14 protein-coding genes are annotated in these 19,598 nt (G+C 54.8%); 3 read left to right on the top strand and 11 right to left on the bottom strand.

Going from position 1 to position 19,598, the window contains the following annotated elements; genetic code table 11:
• Positions 1 to 104: 104 nt before the first annotated feature.
• The 3 genes from fucU to HOO88_08440 all read right to left on the bottom strand — a co-directional run bounded on the left by fucU (position 105) and on the right by HOO88_08440 (position 1,480).
• A complete protein-coding gene (gene fucU / locus HOO88_08450) occupies positions 105 to 539 on the bottom strand; it encodes an L-fucose mutarotase (GenBank protein ID NOU36785.1) in 435 nt (144 codons plus the stop codon).
• Positions 540 to 661: 122 nt separating this feature from the next.
• On the bottom strand, positions 662 to 1,219 hold the full coding sequence (locus tag HOO88_08445) for a DUF2179 domain-containing protein (protein NOU36784.1): 558 nt from the start codon (positions 1,217 to 1,219) through the stop codon (positions 662 to 664).
• 12 nt (positions 1,220 to 1,231) lie between these two features.
• On the bottom strand, positions 1,232 to 1,480 hold the full coding sequence (locus HOO88_08440; protein ID NOU36783.1) for a NifU family protein: 249 nt from the start codon (positions 1,478 to 1,480) through the stop codon (positions 1,232 to 1,234).
• Between the two features lie 245 nt (positions 1,481 to 1,725).
• On the opposite strand from HOO88_08440, the gene HOO88_08435 reads away from it, so the two are divergent.
• Entirely contained in the window at positions 1,726 to 2,355 is a 630-nt protein-coding gene (locus tag HOO88_08435) for an exopolysaccharide biosynthesis protein (GenBank protein NOU36782.1), read from the top strand.
• 29 nt (positions 2,356 to 2,384) lie between these two features.
• Here HOO88_08435 and HOO88_08430 read toward each other — a convergent pair whose 3' ends face one another.
• The 4 genes from HOO88_08430 to HOO88_08415 all read right to left on the bottom strand — a co-directional run bounded on the left by HOO88_08430 (position 2,385) and on the right by HOO88_08415 (position 8,325).
• Positions 2,385 to 3,122: a glycosyltransferase family 2 protein gene (locus HOO88_08430; protein ID NOU36781.1), complete on the bottom strand. Its 738-nt coding sequence runs from the start codon at positions 3,120 to 3,122 to the stop codon at positions 2,385 to 2,387.
• Positions 3,122 to 3,991, bottom strand: a complete 870-nt coding sequence (gene lipA / locus HOO88_08425; GenBank protein ID NOU36780.1) for a lipoyl synthase — start codon at positions 3,989 to 3,991, stop codon at positions 3,122 to 3,124. The genes HOO88_08430 and lipA overlap by 1 nt, the downstream gene beginning before the upstream one ends.
• A 9-nt stretch (positions 3,992 to 4,000) precedes the next feature.
• Entirely contained in the window at positions 4,001 to 6,673 is a 2,673-nt protein-coding gene (locus tag HOO88_08420) for a valine--tRNA ligase (protein ID NOU36779.1), read from the bottom strand.
• A 62-nt stretch (positions 6,674 to 6,735) separates the two neighbouring features.
• Positions 6,736 to 8,325 (bottom strand): citramalate synthase, encoded by a 1,590-nt coding sequence (locus HOO88_08415; GenBank protein ID NOU36778.1) that lies wholly within the window; start codon positions 8,323 to 8,325, stop codon positions 6,736 to 6,738.
• A 227-nt stretch (positions 8,326 to 8,552) separates the two neighbouring features.
• Between HOO88_08415 and HOO88_08410 the strand changes: the two genes are divergently transcribed.
• Positions 8,553 to 11,336, top strand: a complete 2,784-nt coding sequence (locus HOO88_08410; GenBank protein ID NOU36777.1) for a sulfatase-like hydrolase/transferase — start codon at positions 8,553 to 8,555, stop codon at positions 11,334 to 11,336.
• 71 nt (positions 11,337 to 11,407) lie between these two features.
• On the opposite strand, the gene HOO88_08405 is transcribed toward HOO88_08410, so the two are convergent.
• From HOO88_08405 to HOO88_08390, 4 genes are all read right to left on the bottom strand, one after another.
• Positions 11,408 to 12,604 (bottom strand): saccharopine dehydrogenase family protein, encoded by a 1,197-nt coding sequence (locus tag HOO88_08405; protein NOU36776.1) that lies wholly within the window; start codon positions 12,602 to 12,604, stop codon positions 11,408 to 11,410.
• Positions 12,604 to 14,415, bottom strand: coding sequence for a lysophospholipid acyltransferase family protein (locus HOO88_08400; GenBank protein NOU36775.1), 1,812 nt, complete (start codon positions 14,413 to 14,415; stop codon positions 12,604 to 12,606). Before HOO88_08400 ends, HOO88_08405 begins: the two co-directional genes overlap by 1 nt.
• 31 nt (positions 14,416 to 14,446) lie before the next feature.
• Positions 14,447 to 16,360, bottom strand: coding sequence for a biosynthetic arginine decarboxylase (speA, locus tag HOO88_08395; protein NOU36774.1), 1,914 nt, complete (start codon positions 16,358 to 16,360; stop codon positions 14,447 to 14,449).
• A gap of 174 nt (positions 16,361 to 16,534) precedes the next feature.
• On the bottom strand, positions 16,535 to 18,439 hold the full coding sequence (locus HOO88_08390; protein ID NOU36773.1) for a response regulator: 1,905 nt from the start codon (positions 18,437 to 18,439) through the stop codon (positions 16,535 to 16,537).
• Positions 18,440 to 18,555: 116 nt separating this feature from the next.
• Here HOO88_08390 and HOO88_08385 point away from each other — a divergent pair, with 116 nt between their 5' ends.
• Positions 18,556 to 19,587 carry a phosphoribosylformylglycinamidine cyclo-ligase gene (locus HOO88_08385; protein NOU36772.1) on the top strand — a complete coding sequence of 344 codons (1,032 nt, stop codon included), beginning with the start codon at positions 18,556 to 18,558 and terminating at the stop codon, positions 19,585 to 19,587.
• Positions 19,588 to 19,598: the final 11 nt, after the last annotated feature.

The raw sequence follows: 19,598 nt of genomic DNA, 5'->3' as shown, positions 1-19,598 counted from the left end.
TTTTAAGCGCCCCTATTGTACAAACCTTGATTTTTGATTATTAATATTAATAATCAAAAATCAAGCTCGTTTATCCATCTGGTAAAACTTTAAAACCAAATCGGCTACGCCGACACCGGCGTGACGCCTTTTTTAAGGATGATGTTGCCGTATTTGGCGAGCTCACCGGTCATGACACAGGCAAAGGCTTTTTCCGCCCGGTCATAGAAGGCAAAACGGTCGATGCGTTTGACATCCGGCGCATCGGGTGCGGATTTCCGGACAGCCTTCATGTAAGCGGCTTCCACTTTCGGGTCAAGCTTATCGCCTTTGACAGCGGCCATCATAATGAGCGGGTCTGCATAACTGTCCAACTCGAACAACGGAAGGATTCCCTCCAGCAGAGCCGGGATGCGTAACCCGTCAGCTCGCACAATCCTTTTACAGAACGTATGCCCCGGGAAATGAGCATCGGCTAGAATCAATTCATCTCCATGACCCATCTCGGCCATAATCTTCAATAATTCCGGACTGATAACCGGTGAAATTCCTTTGAGCATGCCGACCTCCTTGAGTAGTTAATTTTCATTTTATATCACGTCAGGAGCCCCATCGTTTAAAATATACCAACAGCTTTTCACACACCCGGCTGCCCGATGGCAGGGTTCATACGTTCCGGCTTTTACTTTTTAAGGACGGCTCGCCAGCCGGACGGTTCTTCGTAGACCGGCATTTGCAGATGACTGACTTCGCGAGCCTGTTCGATAATATAGAAGGCGTCGGGGTCTTCCGCTTTGATGAGATCAAGAATCCATTTGATGTCCCGGCGGCGGCAGACAATCAGCAGTTCGGTTACCGGGCCATCGCGCCCCTCGCCTTCAAACGTCGTCACAACCTGACCGGTATTCCGCAACTGCGTGGCAAGGACCGCCCCGGCTTTTCGGGTGAAAACTCGCAGAGCCAGATGGCCGAGCGCAATTTTCCGCTCCAGAGCAATCCCTACGACGTTGCCGGTGGCGAAGCCAAGTCCGTAAAAAATTGCCAGCACGGGTGCGCCGTAAATCTGTTTTACGATGGTTGAAATAATCGTCACCCAAAGAGTGACTTCTATGAATCCCAGCACGAACGCAAACCGCGTGCGGCCCTGCACCGTGACAATCGTACGGATCGTTCCAATAGAAACATCCACGATGCGGGCGCAGAAAATCAAAAGCCCGATCAATAGAATATGCCAATTCAAATCCGGCCTCCGTTAGCCGTGGTTGGTAGCATCAATGACTTCCTGAACCGCAGGAACTTTTTCTTTGAGAAGACGTTCGATGCCGTTTTTCATCGTCATCCGCGCACCCATGCAACCGCGGCATCCGCCCTGCAGTTCCACGTAAACTTTGCCGTCTTTGACGGTCGTGATCGTAGCACCGCCGCCGTGGCCAGCCAGCGCCGGATTGATTTCTTCTTCAAAAATTTTCTCTACCGCTTCGAGTATTTCAGCATCGTTCATGGTTTTTACCTCACTTTTAAGCAAACCTAATTCATTGATCCGCCCTTGTCAAAAGTCATTTAAATCCGCATTTAATCCGGATAATGTGCAAGGTTTTACAGAAAAAGAGTTGGTTTTTAAACCATACTGAGCAAAGTTAACGGCCCGTAAAAATCTGCTGATCAAACGATGGAAGGAATTACATGAATAATATTTCAGAGCCGGGTTGCCAAGAACGCTCAGGTCGTCTGTCGGAAAAGGAATTAATGACGGACTCTCTCGGGGAGAAACTTCAGGTTATAATCGGGAATCTGCCGTCGGGCGGAGTGACATTGGCCGAGATCCGGGATCTTGTCGGACAGGACGGACTGTTGCTTCTTACCGCGTTCCTTACACTTATTTTCATGGTTCCTGTTTCGATTCCGGGTGTCAGCACCGTGTTCGGCGCCGCAATCCTGTTGATAGGCGTCTGCCGTCTTCTCGGACGCAATCTGTGGATACCGAAGCGGATTGCGCAGCGCGTACTGCCGTCCGATAAACTCCGCGCCGGACTTAATCAGGGAAGCGTGTGGGTACATCGTCTGGAACGCATAAGCCGCCCTCACCGCCTGAAATGGCTGACTTCTGCCGGGGTGACAGACACCATAAACAACTGTTCACTGATCGCCGGAGCTGTTCTGCTCATGGCGCCTTTCGGACTGATTCCCTTCAGCAACACCCTGCCCGCTCTTGCGTTGTTGTTTTTCGCAATCGGGCTCCTGCAACGCGACGGCCTTTGCATCCTGCTGGGGCATCTTTCCAACATCGTCACGGTTATCTACTTCGTCATTCTCGTAGTCGGCGGCAGCGCGGCCATCCGCGAGTTGTTTCGGCACATTATCGGCAAGGCATCATAACCCGTACAGTTTTCAAACCAGCATATTTCCTATACTTCCTCTTCGATCAGCCGGATCTTTTTCTGAGGCTTGCGTATTTTTTTATGGTATTTACGAAGCACCCGGAAAAACCGGATCAAATCGCGGAACGGGGCAATCAGACTCTTATGGCGTTTTGGCGGCTTGGTAACACGGACTGAACCGACACGGATACGGCGGGAAGCGATATTGAGCAGGGTTTCAAACTCGGACGGAAGCGAAGAGTGTTCTTCGAGAATAAAAGGCAGTACGTCGCACCGGTAAAAACGAAAGCCGCACGGCGGATCGGGAACATAAACGCCCAGCAAACGATCGAGCCAGAAACTCATCATCCGGATTGTCCCGCGGCGTACCGCCGGAATGCGCCGGGCGTCCGCCATACGATTACCGATCAGCACCGGCAGATGAGTCCGGTAATAGGTTTCCAGAAATTTTGAAATTTCAGCCGGATCATGAAACCCGTCGGCGTCCAGAGCGATTACGGCATCGAATCCCTTCGCAAGAACGTACTTGAATCCCTCCGTCAGCGCGGCCCCTTTACCGCCATTCACTTTGCGACGGATCACTTTTGCTCCGGCAGCTTCGGCGCGGGCGGCTGTTTCGTCCGTCGACGCATCGTCCACCACAATCACATCCGGTACGCAGACCAAAGCCTGAGCGACAACCTCACCGACTGTTCGCTCCTCGCAAAACGCCGGAATCAGTATCGCGATCTTTTCGACCTCTTTATGCTGTGAAATCGTTGCCATCAGCCGTTGTCCCTGTTACGCGCCAGCTCGTCAGCCCGGTAGGAAGAACGCACCAGCGGTCCCGCTGCCACGCCTTCAAATCCCATCAACCGCGCTTTCACCGCCAGTTCATCAAAATGTTCCGGAGAAATATAGCGTTCAACCGGATAATGTTCACGCGTCGGTGCCAGATACTGTCCCAGCGTCAGCAGACGCACACCCGCCGCATACAGATCTTTCAGGCATTGGAGAATCTCTTCATCGGTTTCGCCGAGGCCGAGCATCAGCCCCGACTTCACTTGAACGCCGCCCCGTTCCGCCGCGTGACGCAAGGTGGCCAGCGACTTTTCATAGCTCGCCTGCGGACGAATCACCGCCTGCAACCGCTCGACCGTTTCAAGGTTGTGATTAAAAATATTCGGCTGCGCATCCAGAACAATATCCAGATGCTCTATAAAATCCGGCGTCAGCACTTCAACCGACGCTTCCGGCATCGCTTCCTGTACGACCCGGATCGTCTCTGCAAAAGCTCCCGCGCCGCCGTCGGGCAGATCATCGCGCGTCACACTGGTGATCACGATATGTTTCAGATTCAGCCGTTTAGCCGCCTCGGCAACCCGCGCCGGTTCGCCGGCATCAACTGGATCAGGCCGTCCGGTATTCACATTGCAAAAGCGGCAGTTGCGCGTGCAGGTATTACCCAGAATCATCACAGTCGCCGTGCCGCGGTTCCAGCACTCGTGGCGGTTCGGACACTTCGCGCTGGCGCAAACCGTATTCAGCTGAAGACTCTCCAAAAGTTTACTCACGTCCGGATAGTTCTGATCCGTCGCGATCGGCCGCCGCATCCATTTCGGCAACCGCTGTGCTTTGGGTTTGAGTGTACTCATAGCAAAACCTCAGACGGAAAGTGTCTCAATCAGCTTCTGGAGTTTTTCGCGCTTCTCGATCAGCTCGGCTTTACGCTTTTCCTCACCGGCGACCACTTCCGCCGGAGCCCGGCTGACAAAGTTTTCGTTCGAAAGTTTTTTGGTGATTCCCGTGATGCCGTTCTCGACCACTTCGATCTGCTTTTTCAGCTTCGCGATTTCGGCATCGGTGTCCACCAGTCCTTCGATGGACATATAAACCGTGCCGAGCTGGCTGATTCCGCTGGGCATCGCGCCCTCCGGCGTGAAGTCGCGGTCGATGCCAATGGATTCCGCGCCGAGTAGCGACGAAACCGAAGCGATGTCTTCGCAAAGCAGTTTACCGGTGCGCTCCTGCGCCGGGCGGATATAAAACTTCGCCTGCTGTTTCGGTGTCAGGTTGTAGTCGGTACGCAATGTGCGACCAACGCGAATGAGGTCGTGCTTGGCATCGACATATTCGACGGTGCCGCGCTGTACGCCCCACGCGCTTAACTCTTCATACGAATGCGCCTTCGGCCACGGTGCCGTCTGAATGGATTCACAGGAACCGTTATACCCCATGCCGTGCCACAATTCCTCGGTGATGAACGGAACGAACGGATGCAGCAGCCGGATGGCGTTCGAGAAGACATAGTGCATCACCTGCTCAACTTCCTGTTTACGCTGTACGTCTTCGCCACGGAACACGCTCTTAGAATATTCGACATACCAGTCGCAGTAGTGATGCCACATGAAGTCGTACATCGCCAGCGCAGCGTCGTTAAAGCGGTGACGCGCCAGACTGTCTTCGGTGTTGCGAACCGCTTCGCCCAGCTTGGCGAGGATGTGCTGATCGTCGGGGCTGAGCGTCATCTTGCTGAAATCAATCTTGTCCGGATTGATCGTCTGTCCGGTGGCATTCATCTGCATAAAGCGCGCGGCGTTCCATATCTTCGTGCAGAAGTTGCGGCCCAATTCGAATTTTTCATCGTTGATGTAAACATCCTGTCCGGTCGCCGTCAGCATCATCAGACTAAAGCGCAGCGCGTCGGCGCTGTATTTATCGATGATGTTAAGCGGATCGATGGAGTTGCCAAGGCTCTTGCTCATCTTGCGACCCTGATCGTCGCGCACGGTGCCGTGGATATAAACCGTGTCGAACGGAATCTCACCCATGAATTCACAACCCGCCATAATCATGCGCGCCACCCAGAAGAAAATAATTTCCGAGGCAGTCACCAGCGATTTAGTCGGATAAAAGTGTTTCAGGTCGGCGGTCTGTTCCGGCCAGCCGAACACACTAAACGGCCAGAGCCACGACGAGAACCATGTGTCGAGAACGTCTTCGTCCTGCCGGATATCTTTTACACCGCACACCGGACAGCTTCCGGGAACTTCCCGCGCGGCCCATTCATGACCGCAGGCATCGCAATAGAAAACCGGAATTCGGTGGCCCCACCAGATCTGGCGCGAGATACACCAGTCGCGGATATTTTCCATCCAGTCGAGGTAAACCTTATTCCAGCGTTCCGGCACAAACTTGATGCGTCCGTCGCGCACCGCTTCAATCGCCGGCACGGCCAGCGGCTGCATTTTAACGAACCACTGCGGCGAAAGGCGCGGCTCGACGACGGTGGCACAGCGGTAGCAGTGGCCGACGGCGTGCATGTGCTTGTCGATTTTTTCGATCAGCCCGCCGTGTTTTAAATCTTCGACCAGCTGCTTGCGGCACTCAAAACGATCCATTCCGGCATACGGCCCGGCCGCTTCGTTCATGACGCCGTGATCGTCCATTACGTTGACCGGCGCAAGCTTATGTCGCAAACCGATTTCAAAGTCATTCGGATCGTGCGCCGGTGTCACCTTGACGCAACCGGTACCAAACGCCGGATCGACAAACTCGTCGGCGACGACCGGAATTTCTCTGCCAAGAATCGGAAGAATCAGCGTCTTGCCGACTAAGCTACTGTAGCGTTTATCGCGCGGACTGACCGCGACGGCCACATCGCCGAGCATCGTTTCAGGCCGTGTCGTGGCGACAACAATCTTGCGCTTCTCATCTTTGACGGCGTAACGGATGTAATACAGCGCGCCTTCGGTTTCGACGTGCTCGCTCTCTTCGTCGGAAAGCGCTGTCGTACAGCGCGGACACCAGTTAATGATACGGTTGCCGCGGTAAATCAGTTTCTTATCGTACAGGCGGCAGAAAACTTCGAGAACGGCCTTGCTCAATCCTTCGTCCATCGTGAAGCGCTCGCGCTCCCAGTCGCACGACGAGCCGAGCTTCTTGAGCTGACCGGTGATCGTATTGCCGTACTCTTCCTTCCACGCCCAGACATGCTTCAGAAAATCTTCCCGCGAAAAATCGTGACGGCTCTTACCCTCTTTGGCCAGCTTGCGTTCAACGACATTCTGCGTCGCGATACCGGCGTGGTCGGTGCCCGGAACCCACAGCGCGTTCTTGCCCTGCATGCGCTTTTGACGGATCAGCACATCCTGAATCGTGTTATTCAGCGCGTGACCCATATGCAGAATACCGGTCACATTCGGCGGCGGAATGACAATCGTCCACGGCTCTTTGCCCGCGTCCGGCTGTGCGCTGAAGGCTTTATCCTCCAGCCATTTCGCATACCACTTCGCCTCAACTCCGGCGGGCTCATAATTCTTCGGCAATTCGCTCATAAAAAATCCTCTGCTTCCAACCATTAGGAGAATTCAGACTAATCTTCCAACTACTGGAAAATTTACTTCTTCGCCTTTTCCTCTTCGAGGAACAGCTTGTACTCCACGCTGTCGACCAGCGCTTCCCACGACGCTTCGATAATGTTTTCCGAAACGCCGACCGTGCCCCACGTTTTTTCGCCGTCGCTCGACTCGATCAGCACGCGGGTCTTGGCCGCCGTCGCTTCTTCCGGGTCGAGGATGCGCACCGAGTAGTCGATCAGCGCAACATCGGCAATCGCGGGATAAAATTTAACCAGCGCATCGCGCAAAGCGTGATTGAGCGCATCGACCGGTCCGTCGCCGGTGCCGTTTGACGAAACATCCTGTCCGCCGACACTCAGCTTGACGTTCGCTTCAGAGGAACAGCCTGAACCGGCGCCCTGTTTATTAACCGTCACACTGAAACTCTTGAGATCGAAAAATGACTGATGCTTATTGAGCACCTTCTTAATCAACATCTGGAACGACGCGTCAGCCGATTCATATTCGTAGCCGTCCTTCTCCATCTGCTCGAGTTGCTTCAGCACCTCGCGCACTTCCGGCGACTTCCGGTCGAGTTCCAGCCCCATTTCAATGGCTTTCAGGAAAACATTGCTGGCACCCGACAGCTCGGAGATCAGGATACGACGACTGTTACCAACCGATTCGGGAACAATGTGTTCAAAGCTGCGCGACACCTTGCGTACGCCGTCCACATGCATTCCCGCCTTGTGGGCGAACGCACTGTCGCCGACGAACGCCTGCTTGGTGTAGGAACGCATATTGGCCTGTTCATAAACAAACTGCGAAAGCGCGCGGAGCTGTTTCAGGTTTTCCGCCTTTGCCAGGCAGGTGTAACCCATCTTCAACATGAGATTCGGGATAACGGAACTCAGGTTGCAATTACCGACCCGTTCGCCAATGCCATTGATCGTCCCCTGCACATGCACAGCACCAACCTGTACTGCGGCCAGCGCGTTCGCCACGCCGAGTTCGCCGTCGTTGTGAGTGTGGATGCCGACCGGCGTTTTAAACGCCTTCACCACAGCGGCGGTAATGGTTGCCACTTCATGCGGAAGCGCGCCGCCATTGGTTTCGCAAAGCACGAGACAGTCGGCTCCGGCATCCGCCGCGGCTTTCAACGCGGCCATGGCATATTCCGGACTGTCTTTGTAGCCGTCGAAAAAGTGCTCGGCATCGTAGATCACCTCTTTGCCGTGCGCTTTCAGGAACCGGACGCTGTCAGCGATCATTGCCAGATTTTCCTCCGGCGTCGTTTGAAGCACTTCGATCACGTGCAGAAGCCAGCTTTTGCCGAAGATGGTGCAAACCGGTGTATCGGCCTCCAGCAGCGCGGCGAGGCCTTTATCCTGCTCCGGCGGCGTATTGGCGCGACGGGTTGAACCGAAGGCCGCAACCTTGGCGTTCTTGAGGGGTTCCTTCTTAATCAGGCGAAAAAACTCCATGTCTTTCGGATTGGACGCGGCGAACCCGCCTTCGATGTAACCGACACCGAATTCGTCGAGGCGTTTGGCAACCTGCACCTTGGCGACGGCGGAGAAGGAAACCCCTTCCGCCTGTGCGCCGTCGCGCAACGTCGTGTCATAAATGGCGATTTTTTTCGTACTCATGGTCTTCCCTTCTAGGAGCCGGAGAACATATATGAACACTCTTCGAATTTAAAGCCTTCTGGACGGTTTTTTGAGCATAATACCGACCCTGTCATAACTTCTACCTGTCGATCTGACCACGTCAGGGAACCCACGACGGTAAAATTATACTGGGTTTTGATGGCTCATTTCGAAACATTCGACTACTATAGGTTCATGCGTATTAAACCAATCAGAGGGGATGAGCCATGAAGTTTGGATTACTTTCTATGTGTAAACCGGCGACTGCTTTACTACCAGCAAAAGTGAAAAAAGCTAGCGGCGGCAGGTTGCTTCCGGGCCGGATCAGCGCGGTACGGTTTTCTCTTCTTTTTGCTCCGGCCTGGCTCGCACTAACCAGTTCTCCAGCCGAAGCGCAAACCGCAAAGCCCAACATTCTGCTCATCCTTGCTGATGACATGGGCTTTTCAGACATTGGATGCTACGGATCTGAAATCCAGACGCCCAATCTGGACGCTCTTGCCCAGCGCGGCATTCGTTTTTCAAACTTCTACAACAACTCCGTATGCCAGCCCTCACGAAGCTCCATCATGAAAGGCGCCTATGTGCAGCAGCCCGCTTCCGGCGCTCTCGGCAACGACCTCGGCGCACGCCTAAAGGAAAACGGTTACGCCACACTGTTCGTCGGCAAGAACCACAGCAGCGGGGCGACCACAGCTTCATATCGTATGCGATACACCATGGATGGCGGAGCGGAGAATCACTTTAACCCCGGCGTTCAGCGCGTCGGCGAAACCCAGATTCCGGCTCATAGGTTCACGCAGGTCAGTAACATCACACCCGTATACGACTGGACCATTGATAATGTCGGCGTGAATGTCATAGACGGAATCTACAAATTCCCCACCAATCACTACTCCACCGTCACGTTTGCCAATAAGGGTATTGAGTATCTCGACACGCAGGTCGCCACCAACGAACCTTTCTTCCTTTATCTCTCTTTCACCGCTCCTCACTACCCGATTCATGCCCTGCCCGAAGACAAGGCCGCCTACACCAATGTTTATGATATCGGCTGGGACACCATTCGCACCCGGCGTTTCGCCCGCCAGAAAAAACTCGGTCTGTTTGCAGATAATGTGGCTCTCAGCCCGGCCGTTCCCGGTCAGAAGGACTGGGCCGGACTTTCCGCGGATGCAAAGGCCGACTATGCAGACCGCATGCAAACGCATGCGGCGATGATTCATCGCATTGATATAGAGGTCGGGCGCGTACTCGCTAAAATTGAATCCATGGGCCGACTCGATAATACTATCATCATGTTCCTTTCGGATAACGGAGCTGATAATAGCGACGCGTCCTACACCACCGACACCAACGCAACCCGTCCCGACACCACCAGCCAGACTTCCTATGTCCTGATCGGCACCGAGTGGGCCAACGTCGCCGACACTCCGTTCCGGCTTCACAAAAACACCGTATATGAGGGCGGTACGCACACCTCGTGCATTCTGGCATGGCCCGGCCTGCTGCCGGCATCCCGGCAGGGCGAGTGGAACCCCACACTGGCGCACGTTATGGATATTCTCCCCACCTTCCTCGAAGCTGCAAATATCACCCTGCCTTCCAATATCGAAGGCAAGAGCCTTAAACCCGTTGTACAGACTGGAACGCGTACCGGCGGCGCCGCACACGCCTATTTGGCGGGGCAGTACTCTGAAACCCTCACTCTTCGTCAGGGTGATTACAAAATCGTCTCTTTCGAAGGCCGGAACTGGGGCCTCTACAACCTCGCCACCGACCCGACTGAAATCCACGACCTTTCCGCCAACCCTGCCTATGCAACAACCCTCGCCGCACTGGTCGCCTCCTACGATGATTGGGCCACCAAAGGGGGTACAACGGTTCGCATATGGGCAAACAGTAACCAGGGCCAACTGGGAAGTTATGACGGCGGCCCAGCTGTCGTCGGTGCCAAACCCGTTCCCGGCAACGGCGGCGCGATCACCATGAGCGGCAATAATATCACCTTTACTGCCGCCACCGATGCGGAAAGCCCGCAGTCCGCCCTCGAATATTCGGCCTTTTACAGCTATCGCAACGATCTGACCACCGTTGATGACGTACTCGCCTGGGCTATACCCATCTCCAGCGGATGGGTTCTCAACACGACGTCCCTCGGCGGAATCCAATATAAACCCATCGCCGGCGGTCAAACCGTCTATCCGTATGTTCTTGTGGCCGATCCGCAGAAAAACCGCGCCGTGTACGGACCCGGAACCTATACGGTTCCTGTGTCAGGAAATATCCCTGTCCCCGGAAAAATCACCGCTATCACACCGGTCGAACCTTCATCGGTCACTGTCACATGGACACAAGGCACCGACGCCCAGGATGCCACGTTGTCCTACGCGCTCATCACCTCCGACCAGAACAATATCGATACCGTTCGCAAGGCCCTCACCTACGGAAATTTCGTAACTCCATTTACCCTGGGTCTCACCACGGCCACCGCATTCAACGTTCCTCGCGGCACCAACTATTTCGCAGTGCTCGTGCGTGATACCGATCGCAACATCGTGATCACCCCGCTGGATTCCGCGGTGTCTTCCTCCTCCGCGAAACTGACGATCGGCGCATGCTCGACCTACGCCGACTATGTCGCCCGGCGCGGTTCTCCATCGGGACTGACCGATCCGTCCGGCGATGCAAACGGCAACGGCTTGCGCAATATCGTCGAATACAGCCTGGGTGCCGACCCGCTCGCCTCAGGAGCCTCTCCAACCATTACAGCCCTCGAAGGCACTCCGGGAGACCGCCGACTTGTTTTCTCCGCCGACCGCGACCGGCAGGATATCCGCTACCGCGTCGTCGCCAACTCCAGCCTCAACTTCATTGGAGACCGCACGGTTCTGTTCGACTCCGGCACTACGCCGTGGAGCTTTAACGCCGCCGGTAAAGCTGTCGTCCCCGACCCCGGCGCATTCTCCCGCCGCTACATCCGCCTCGAAGTGGAAAACCTCCGGCCGTAGTCTGGATCATAATAAAGAAAGACGCCCCGGAAATCCGGGGCGTCTTTTTGATTTCAGAATCCGGAGATCAATTATCCCAGATCGGCAACCGCCTGCTCGATCACTTTCCACGGCAGGCCGCAACGGTTGAGCTCGTCCATGAACGGATCGGGATCCAGCTGTTCCATGTTGAAAACGCCCTGTCCCTTCCAGACGCCGCTCATCATGAGCTTCGCGCCGATCATGGCGGGCACGCCAGTGGTGTATGAAATCGCCTGCGACTGCACTTCTTTATAACACTCCTGATGGTCGCAGATGTTGTAGATGGTAATGGTTTTCGTTTCGCCGTTTTTTACGCCAGTCACCTGACAGCCGATCCACGTCTTGCCTTTGGTGCGCGGACCGAGACTGGCAGGCTCAGGCAGAAGTGCGCGCAGGAACTGGAGTGGAACGATTTTCTGTCCGTTGAATTCCACTTCGTCGATGCGGGTCATGCCGACATTGCCGAGCACTTCGAGGTACTTGAGATAGTTGTCGCCGAAGCTCATCCAGAAGCGGGCGCGCTTCAGATGCGGAATGTGTTTTGCCAGCGACTCCAGCTCTTCGTGATACATCAAATAGATATTGGCGCTGCCGATATTTTCCGGAATCTTAAATGAATGTTTCACGGACAGCGGCGCGGTTTCTCTCCATTCGCCTTTTTCCCAGTAGCAGCCTCGGGCGGTCACTTCGCGGATGTTGATCTCCGAATTAAAGTTGGTGGCGAAGGGATAGCCGTGGTCGCCGGTGTTGACGTCGATGATATCAATGGCGTGAATTTCATCGAGGTAATGCTTCTGGATATAGGTGCAGAATACGCTGGTGACGCCGGGGTCGAAGCCGGAGCCGAGCAGCGCCATGATGCCCGCTTTTCTGAAACGATCCTGATAAGCCCACTGCCAGCTGTATTCGAAGTTGGCGATATTTTCCGGCTCGTAGTTAGCCGTGTCGAGATAGTTAACGCCGGTTTCGAGACAGGCATCCATGATATGCAAGTCCTGATACGGAAGGGCCACATTCAGAACGAGATCCGGCTTTTCTTTTTTGATCAGCGCAATCAGTTCCGGCACGTTGTCGGCATCGACTTGCGCCGTTTTGATTGGACGATTCAACTGCGCGGCGATGGCGTCACACTTCGCTCTCGTGCGGCTGGCCAGAACAATTTCACTGAACACGTCCGGATGCTGCGCACATTTGCGGACCACGACGCCGCTAACGCCACCGGCTCCGATAATCAGAACTTTCCCCATTATTCGATCTCCCGCCGTTTATGAAACTGAAGGAAGGTACGGGTACCATCTTTACCCATAAAACGCTCTAAGATTTTCGGGCTGGTTTCGCTCAGGTCAACCCAGATTAACCCGTCGAGAACATCGCTGAAGTTGGGGTCGATGTTAAAGCCGAGCAGTTTGCCGCCGAGTTTGAGATACTGTCTGAGCAAAACCGGAATGCCCTTCTGTTCCGTTTCGATGTCCGCGATGAGCGAAGAAATGTCGTCTACGTCCGTAACCGTCTGACTGAATGTGTCGCGGTCAAAGTTTTTAATCGGCGTGAACCGGAACGGGTTGCGCGCTTTTACCAGCAAAGCCAGTTCCGGAAGAAAATTATTAATTTTCAGGAACGTCGCCATAAGCTGACGGGATACAGAGTGATAATCATTATTGATGCTGACCGGGCCGAACAGACTCTTGTATTCCGGATTCCGGCAGACAACCTGTGCCAAGCCCTTCCACAGAAGCAGCAGCGGTGAATAGCTCTTCTGGTATTCCGGACGGATAAAGGAGCGGCCCAGCTCAAGGGAAGACCCGAGTTTTTCAAGCAGTTCCGCGCGGTAGCGGAAAAGCGTGGACGTATAAAGTCCGTCTAATCCGTGATCTCTGATGACTTCATCGGCGCGGGCCAGCCGATAGGCTCCGGCCAGTTCTCGTTTCGGTTTGTTCCAGAGAAAAAGATGCAGGTAGTACGGATCAAACCGGTCGATGTCAATCGGCTGACCGGTTCCCTCGCCGGCTGCCCGGAAAGTGGCCTCCCTCAACCGCCCGATTTCATAAAGCAGATTCGGAATCTGCGCGGCTGGCGTGAGATAAACCGTGAACTCGTCGTTTTCGAGCATGATCTGTTCAGCCGGACGCGCGGCGATCTCTGCTTCCAGCGCCGCCTGCTTTGCAGCGGAGATTACCGGTTGCTGCTGAGCCGGCTTGCGGACAAAAAGTGTCGGCCGGGATTTTTTACCGCGCCGCTGACGGTTGCAAAGCAGGTAGGTTCGAAAACGGATATAGTCGTTCAGCGCATGGGTATCAAACGTCTCCAACCGTTTCCACGGAATCATCTGCCCTGCGTTAACGTTAAAAACACTGTTCCGGCGACGAACCAGCTCGTACGGGAGCATCGCCGTCCGGATGCGCGGATGAATCAGCCCCATCACCTGAAAGAGATTCCCGTTACGGCCCTGAAAAAAAAGCGGCAGAACGGGAGCCTGCGTTTTTTGGATAATGCGGGCAATGGTCGGACTCCATGCCGGATCGCAGATCGCCCGCTTTTGCAGGTCAATATGCGAGACTTCTCCTGACGGAAACACGGCGAGTACATGCCCTTCCCTGATCCAGCGAATGGATTCCTTCATGCCGGCAAGGTTGCGGCGGGCGGAGTCCTGACTGCTGAACGGATCAACATAAATGCTGTGCTCCGCCATTTCCGGCATTCGCCCGAGAATATAATTGGCCATCACTTTAACGTCCGGACGGATGCGCCGCAGTAAATGCAGCATAATAATACCTTCGATTCCGCCAAACGGATGATTTGCCACCACCACCATCGGGCCGGTAGCCGGGATATTTTTCAAGTCCGCGTCGGTCACCTCATATTTGACGCCGGTCGCTTTGAGCACATTGCCCGGAAAATCGCCTTCGGTTTTTCCGGCCTCCACCGCGCTGGTATAGATCTGATTGATCTGGTCAAGGTATAGAAAATTTTCCAGCGCGCCCTGTGCCAGGCTGAAAAGTTTCGACCGGACTGGATCTTTAAACGGCGGCTCAATGCTGAAAACGGATTTATTATTCATGGTTCAATCCGGAATTCCTTCGTAACCGCGATCAGTTTTCCCGTTCGAAATAGGTATAACCGCGCAGTCCGTTTTCGTACGCATCCATCACGGCGCGGCGCTCTTTGGCGGTCATCCGCCCGGCTTTGACGGCCTGCTCGGACATTTCGCGCACACGGCGAACCATTTCCTTCGGCTCATATTCCACATAGGTGAGCACATCGGAAACCGAGTCGCCTTCAATTTCGCGGGCGTAGTGAATCTGGCCGTCGGCATCAATGCGCACGCTGACGACGTTGGTATCGCCAAGCAGATTGTGCAGATCGCCAAGCGTTTCCTGATACGCGCCGACGAGGAACACGCCGAGAATGTAGTTCTCGTTGTCTTTCAACACATGCAGCGGAAGAGTGCGTTTGACATCGCGCAGGTCAATGAAGCGGTCGATCTTGCCGTCGCAGTCGCAGGTGATGTCGGCAAGAATTGCCTCCTGCGTCGGTCTTTCATCGAGACGGTGAATCGGCATGATCGGGAAAAGCTGGTCAATCGCCCAGGAGTCCGGCAACGACTGAAACAGACTGAAATTGCCGTAATAAACGTCAGCCAGCGCGTTGGTGAGGTGTTCGAATTCGTCGGGTACATAGCGCATGCCGCGAATCAGCCCGGCAATCCGGGTGAGAATGTGCCAGTAAATCTGCCCGGCCAGCGAACGGTCACGCAGTGAAAAACCGCCGCGCTTGAACAGTTCGTGAATTTCGTCGCGGTAATAAATGGCGTCGTGGTAGCACTCCTGCACATTTTTCGCCGTCAGAGACTCATAGGCGCCCATCAGATTAATCAGCAGTTCGTGGGCATCTTCCGGCAGTTTCGACGGCAGCGCGTGGGTTTCGAACCGGCTGACATCCAGCACGTTGAAAAGCAGAATGGAATAATAGGCAACGGTGGCGCGCCCGGATTCGGTCACGATGTCGGGATGCTTCGTACCGCTTTCATCGAGAATGCTCATCACCTCTTCAACGACTGCGGCGCAGTATTCGGCTGTCGTATAGTTACAACTGCTGGTGAAGTTGGTGTGCGAACCGTCATAGTCAACGGCCAGCCCGCCGCCGAGGTTGAGCACGCCCATCGCCGCGCCTTCTTCAACCAGTCCGGCATAAATACGGCAGCCTTCTTTGATGGCTTCGCGAATGTCGCGGATATTGGGAATCTGCGAGCCGAGGTGATAGTGAAGCAGCTTGAGGCAATCGAGCATGTTTTCCGCGCGGAGACGGTCAACCACATCGATCACCTGCGCGGTATTGAGACCGAAAACGCTTCGTTCGCCGCCTGATTCCGTCCAGTGACCGCTGGCCTGAGTGGAAAGTTTCATGCGGATGCCGAGAATCGGCCGAACGCCCAGCACTCTGGAACGGTCAAGAATCCAATCCAGTTCCGAGGGCATCTCGATAACGAATACACAGCGGAGACCCATCTTGAGAGCATGAAGGCCCAGATCGATAAACTCCTCGTCTTTATAGCCGTTGCAGATCAGGTAGGCTTCCGGATCCTGCAAAAAAGACATTGCCGCGATCAGCTCGGCTTTACTGCCCGCTTCCAGGCCGTGATGGTAGCGCGCGCCGAAACTGCAAATCTCTTCCACCACCTGCTGCTGCTGGTTAACCTTGATCGGATAAACACCGCGATAGGCGCCTTGATAGTTGTACTCGGCAATTGCCTGCGAAAAGCTTTCGTGGAGCCGCTTGATGCGAGCGTCAAGAATGTCGCTCAGACGCACCAGTACCGGCAAATCAAAACCGCGCTCCTGAATGCCGCGCGCCACATCCATCAGACTGACCGACGCCCCGCCGGGGCCGTCCGGATGAACCGACACTTCGCCTTTTTCCGAGATGCTGAAATATCCTGCACCCCAGTTTTCGACGCCGTAAAGTTCCGTTGACTGAACTGACGACCATTTTCCGTTTTCTGTCACTCGCGTTCTCCCTCACGTTGAAAAGCGAAACGGTTTTACGTCCTGCGTCTCCGGTTGAAAAGCGCATTTTTGCCGCTTCGCTTCTTTTTGTTTGAAATACAAAAAGCACTTTCGGGATACATCATATCCAAACAGTTGGAAAATTCTCCCGTACGCTTCACCCGCTGAGGCGGCCTAGGCGAGAATGCGGGCCAGAACTTCAGCAATGGCTTCTTTTTTGACCGGCTTGGAAACGTATTCATTCATTCCCGCGTCGATACATTTTTCCCGGTCGCCGGTCATAGCGTGTGCGGTCATGGCAACAATCGGAACAGCGGCAGCGGATCCGGAAAGTTTACGAATCTCCCGGGCGGCGGTATAGCCGTCCATCACCGGCATCTGGCAGTCGAGCATCACCACATCAAACGGTTCGGCTTTGAGCTTATCAATCGCCAGCTGTCCGTTTTCAACCACCGTCACTTCAAGGCCGAGACTGGAAAGAATTTTCCGGGCGACCAGCTGATTAACTTGATTATCCTCCGCCAGCAGAACACGGCCGTGAAACACTTGCGGCACAGATGCGGCGGCGTGCTCTGCATTGCAAACGCTGGAGATCGGTAAGGTGATCGTGAAGTAAAAAGTGGTTCCAGTCCCCGGCTCGCTGTGCAGACCGATCCGCCCGCCCATCATTTCAACCAACTGCTTGGAGATCGAAAGCCCCAGCCCGGTTCCGCCGAATTTCCGGGTCGTGGAGAGATCGGCCTGAGTGAACTTTTCAAAAATCAACTGCTGCTGTTCCGGCAAAATACCGATGCCGGTATCCCGGACACTGATGCGCAGAGTCACTTCGCCCGCCGACTGTCCCGTTTTTTTAACGTCAACAAACACACCGCCCTTCGGAGTGAATTTGATGGCGTTACCGACCAGATTGGTGAGCACCTGCCGGATGCGGACTTCGTCACCGACCAGACAGGACGGCACATCCGGCGGGTAGAAACATTCCAGCCGGATTCCTTTGGAGATTGCATCGGGCATAAAAATTTCATGGACCGTTTCAACCACCTTCTGCAAATGGAACGGCCGCTTTTCCATTTCAAGCCGTCCGGCTTCAATTTTTGAAAAGTCGAGAATGTCATTCAGGATGGTGAGCAGTGACTGCGCCGATTGCTGAATAGTCTGCGCGGACTTTTTCTGTTCCGGGCCGAGATTGCTCTCCAGAAGAATATCCGTCATCCCAATTACGCCGTTCATCGGTGTGCGCAGTTCATGGCTCATATTGGCCAGAAAGTCGCTCTTGGCACGGTTGGCCACTTCGGCGGATTCTTTGGCCACCAGCAGATCGCGCGTTCGTTCTTCGACACGCTGTTCCAGCCGGGCCTTTGACCGGTCCAGATCGCCGATCAGTTTACGTAAAGACCGGCGCATGGCATCCATCTGCTGGGCCAGCACACCGATTTCGTTCAACCGGCTGACCGGAACCTCTTTTTCCAAATGACCCTGTGAGATATCTTCGGCGGCAGTAGACAGTTCCCTGACCGGCGTAAAAATCAGCCGGTGTGTCAGCAGAAACGCGGCGATGGAAAGACTGACCACCACCAGCACGGTAATCACGATAATGACGAGCACCTGCTGGCCCAACGCATCCCAGACGTTCCGGTTGGAAGCCACCAGCCGGAACTCGGCCTGTTGGCCGTCCGGAAGCGGAATCATCTTGGTTCCCTGCATGTAGCGGCTTTCCGCCACCTGCTCGCGATGAGCCACCCAGCCGAACCCGTAAACCACTTTATTGATCTGCATCTCGGGCTTTTCTGAGTCACCCACCGTCACCCCGGCAAACACAATGTCGCGGTCGTTCAACAGCGATTCGAGAAAGTGATTGATGGCCGGTTCATCCCGCTTCAGAACGGAATCTTCGAGCGCAATTTTGGTGAGCGAAAGTTTCTGCTCCATGTTGCGCTGGATTTCGTCTTCGACCGCCGTTTTTTCCTGAACAATCAGGACCCCGGCGATCGTAAACAGAACAATACTCACCACGACGGTCAGTACCGCCGGAAAAACGAAGGCCAGACTCCGGAAAAAAGATGCCGCGCGAAATTTCATATATCGTGCGCGGAGAATAGCCGTATTAAATCGAAAAAACAACCGGGTTGCCCCTTTTTCTATTGTCCGCCGCCCCCGCCGTGCTACATTGTGCGCCTTTCAAACCGGAGAACCCTATGGCAGCAAAGAAAAGCGCATACGCACAGGCTGGCGTCGATATCGACGTCATGATGAACTCCCTTCAGCGGATCAAAAAAAACGTCAAAACGACCAACACCAAAGGCGTCGTCAGTGAGATCGGTTCCTTCGGCGGACTCTTCCAGTCGCCCGGCAAAGAATTCCTGCTCGTCGCCAGCGCCGACGGCGTCGGCACCAAGCTCAAAGTCGCCCACATGGCCGGCAAACACACCACCGTCGGACAGGACCTCATCAACCACTGTGTCAACGACATCCTTGTGCAAGGCGCCACGCCGCTTTTCTTCCTCGACTACCTCGGCACCGCCGCCCTTTCCGGCAAAGTGTTCGAAGACGTCATTGCCGGTCTCTGCCAGGCCTGCCGCGAAAACGGATGCGCGCTGCTCGGCGGCGAAACCGCCGAAATGCCCGGCCTCTATCCGAAGGGCGAATATGACCTCGTCGGCACCATCGTCGGACAGGTTGAAAAGAAAAAACTGATCACCGGAAAAACTATCCGCAAAGGCGACGTCATTATCGGCCTGCCCTCCACCGGACTCCAGACCAACGGCTACTCGCTGGCCCGCAAAGTCATCTTTGAAACTGCCGGAAAAAAACTCAGCGACCTCGTCCCCGGCACCAAACTCACCTTCGAAAAAACTCTGCTCGCCATTCACCAGAGCTATCTGAAACCCGTCGTCGCGCTGATGAACAAGGTTCAGGTGCGCGGCATGGCGCACATCACCGGCGGCGGACTCGTTGACAACGTTCCGCGCGTTCTGCCGAAAACCGTCGACGCCGTCTTCGACCGCGCGACATGGAAAACGCCCGCGATTTACCAGTTCATCGAAAAAGAAGGCAACGTTGACCACGAAGAAATGTACCGCGTCTTCAACATGGGCATCGGCTTTGTTCTCTTCGTCCGCCCGGACGATGCGAACACGGCGCTGTCAGCCATCCGGAACGCGGGCCAAAAAGCCATCATCATCGGCCGTGTCGAAAAAGGCACCGGCATCTCCCGCCTCATCAACTAATCTTCCGAGCA

The organism is Kiritimatiellaceae bacterium (genome assembly GCA_013141415.1).
In the GTDB taxonomy this organism is placed as follows: Bacteria; Verrucomicrobiota; Kiritimatiellia; order Kiritimatiellales; family Tichowtungiaceae; genus Tichowtungia.
This window is presented reverse-complemented; position numbering and strand designations above follow the sequence as displayed.

Excerpts from the sequence above, each read along its gene's own strand:
- HOO88_08440 (NOU36783.1), bottom strand. The coding sequence starts at position 1,480 with ATGAACGATGCTGAAATACTCGAAGCGGTAGAGAAAATTTTTGAAGAA.
- HOO88_08400 (NOU36775.1), bottom strand. The coding sequence starts at position 14,415 with ATGAATAATAAATCCGTTTTCAGCATTGAGCCGCCGTTTAAAGATCCA.
- HOO88_08385 (NOU36772.1), top strand. The coding sequence starts at position 18,556 with ATGGCAGCAAAGAAAAGCGCATACGCACAGGCTGGCGTCGATATCGAC.
- HOO88_08430 (NOU36781.1), bottom strand. The coding sequence starts at position 3,122 with ATGGCAACGATTTCACAGCATAAAGAGGTCGAAAAGATCGCGATACTG.
- HOO88_08390 (NOU36773.1), bottom strand. The coding sequence starts at position 18,439 with ATGAAATTTCGCGCGGCATCTTTTTTCCGGAGTCTGGCCTTCGTTTTT.
- HOO88_08405 (NOU36776.1), bottom strand. The coding sequence starts at position 12,604 with ATGGGGAAAGTTCTGATTATCGGAGCCGGTGGCGTTAGCGGCGTCGTG.
- fucU (NOU36785.1), bottom strand. The coding sequence starts at position 539 with ATGCTCAAAGGAATTTCACCGGTTATCAGTCCGGAATTATTGAAGATT.
- HOO88_08420 (NOU36779.1), bottom strand. The coding sequence starts at position 6,673 with ATGAGCGAATTGCCGAAGAATTATGAGCCCGCCGGAGTTGAGGCGAAG.
- lipA (NOU36780.1), bottom strand. The coding sequence starts at position 3,991 with ATGAGTACACTCAAACCCAAAGCACAGCGGTTGCCGAAATGGATGCGG.
- HOO88_08415 (NOU36778.1), bottom strand. The coding sequence starts at position 8,325 with ATGAGTACGAAAAAAATCGCCATTTATGACACGACGTTGCGCGACGGC.
- HOO88_08410 (NOU36777.1), top strand. The coding sequence starts at position 8,553 with ATGAAGTTTGGATTACTTTCTATGTGTAAACCGGCGACTGCTTTACTA.
- HOO88_08435 (NOU36782.1), top strand. The coding sequence starts at position 1,726 with ATGACGGACTCTCTCGGGGAGAAACTTCAGGTTATAATCGGGAATCTG.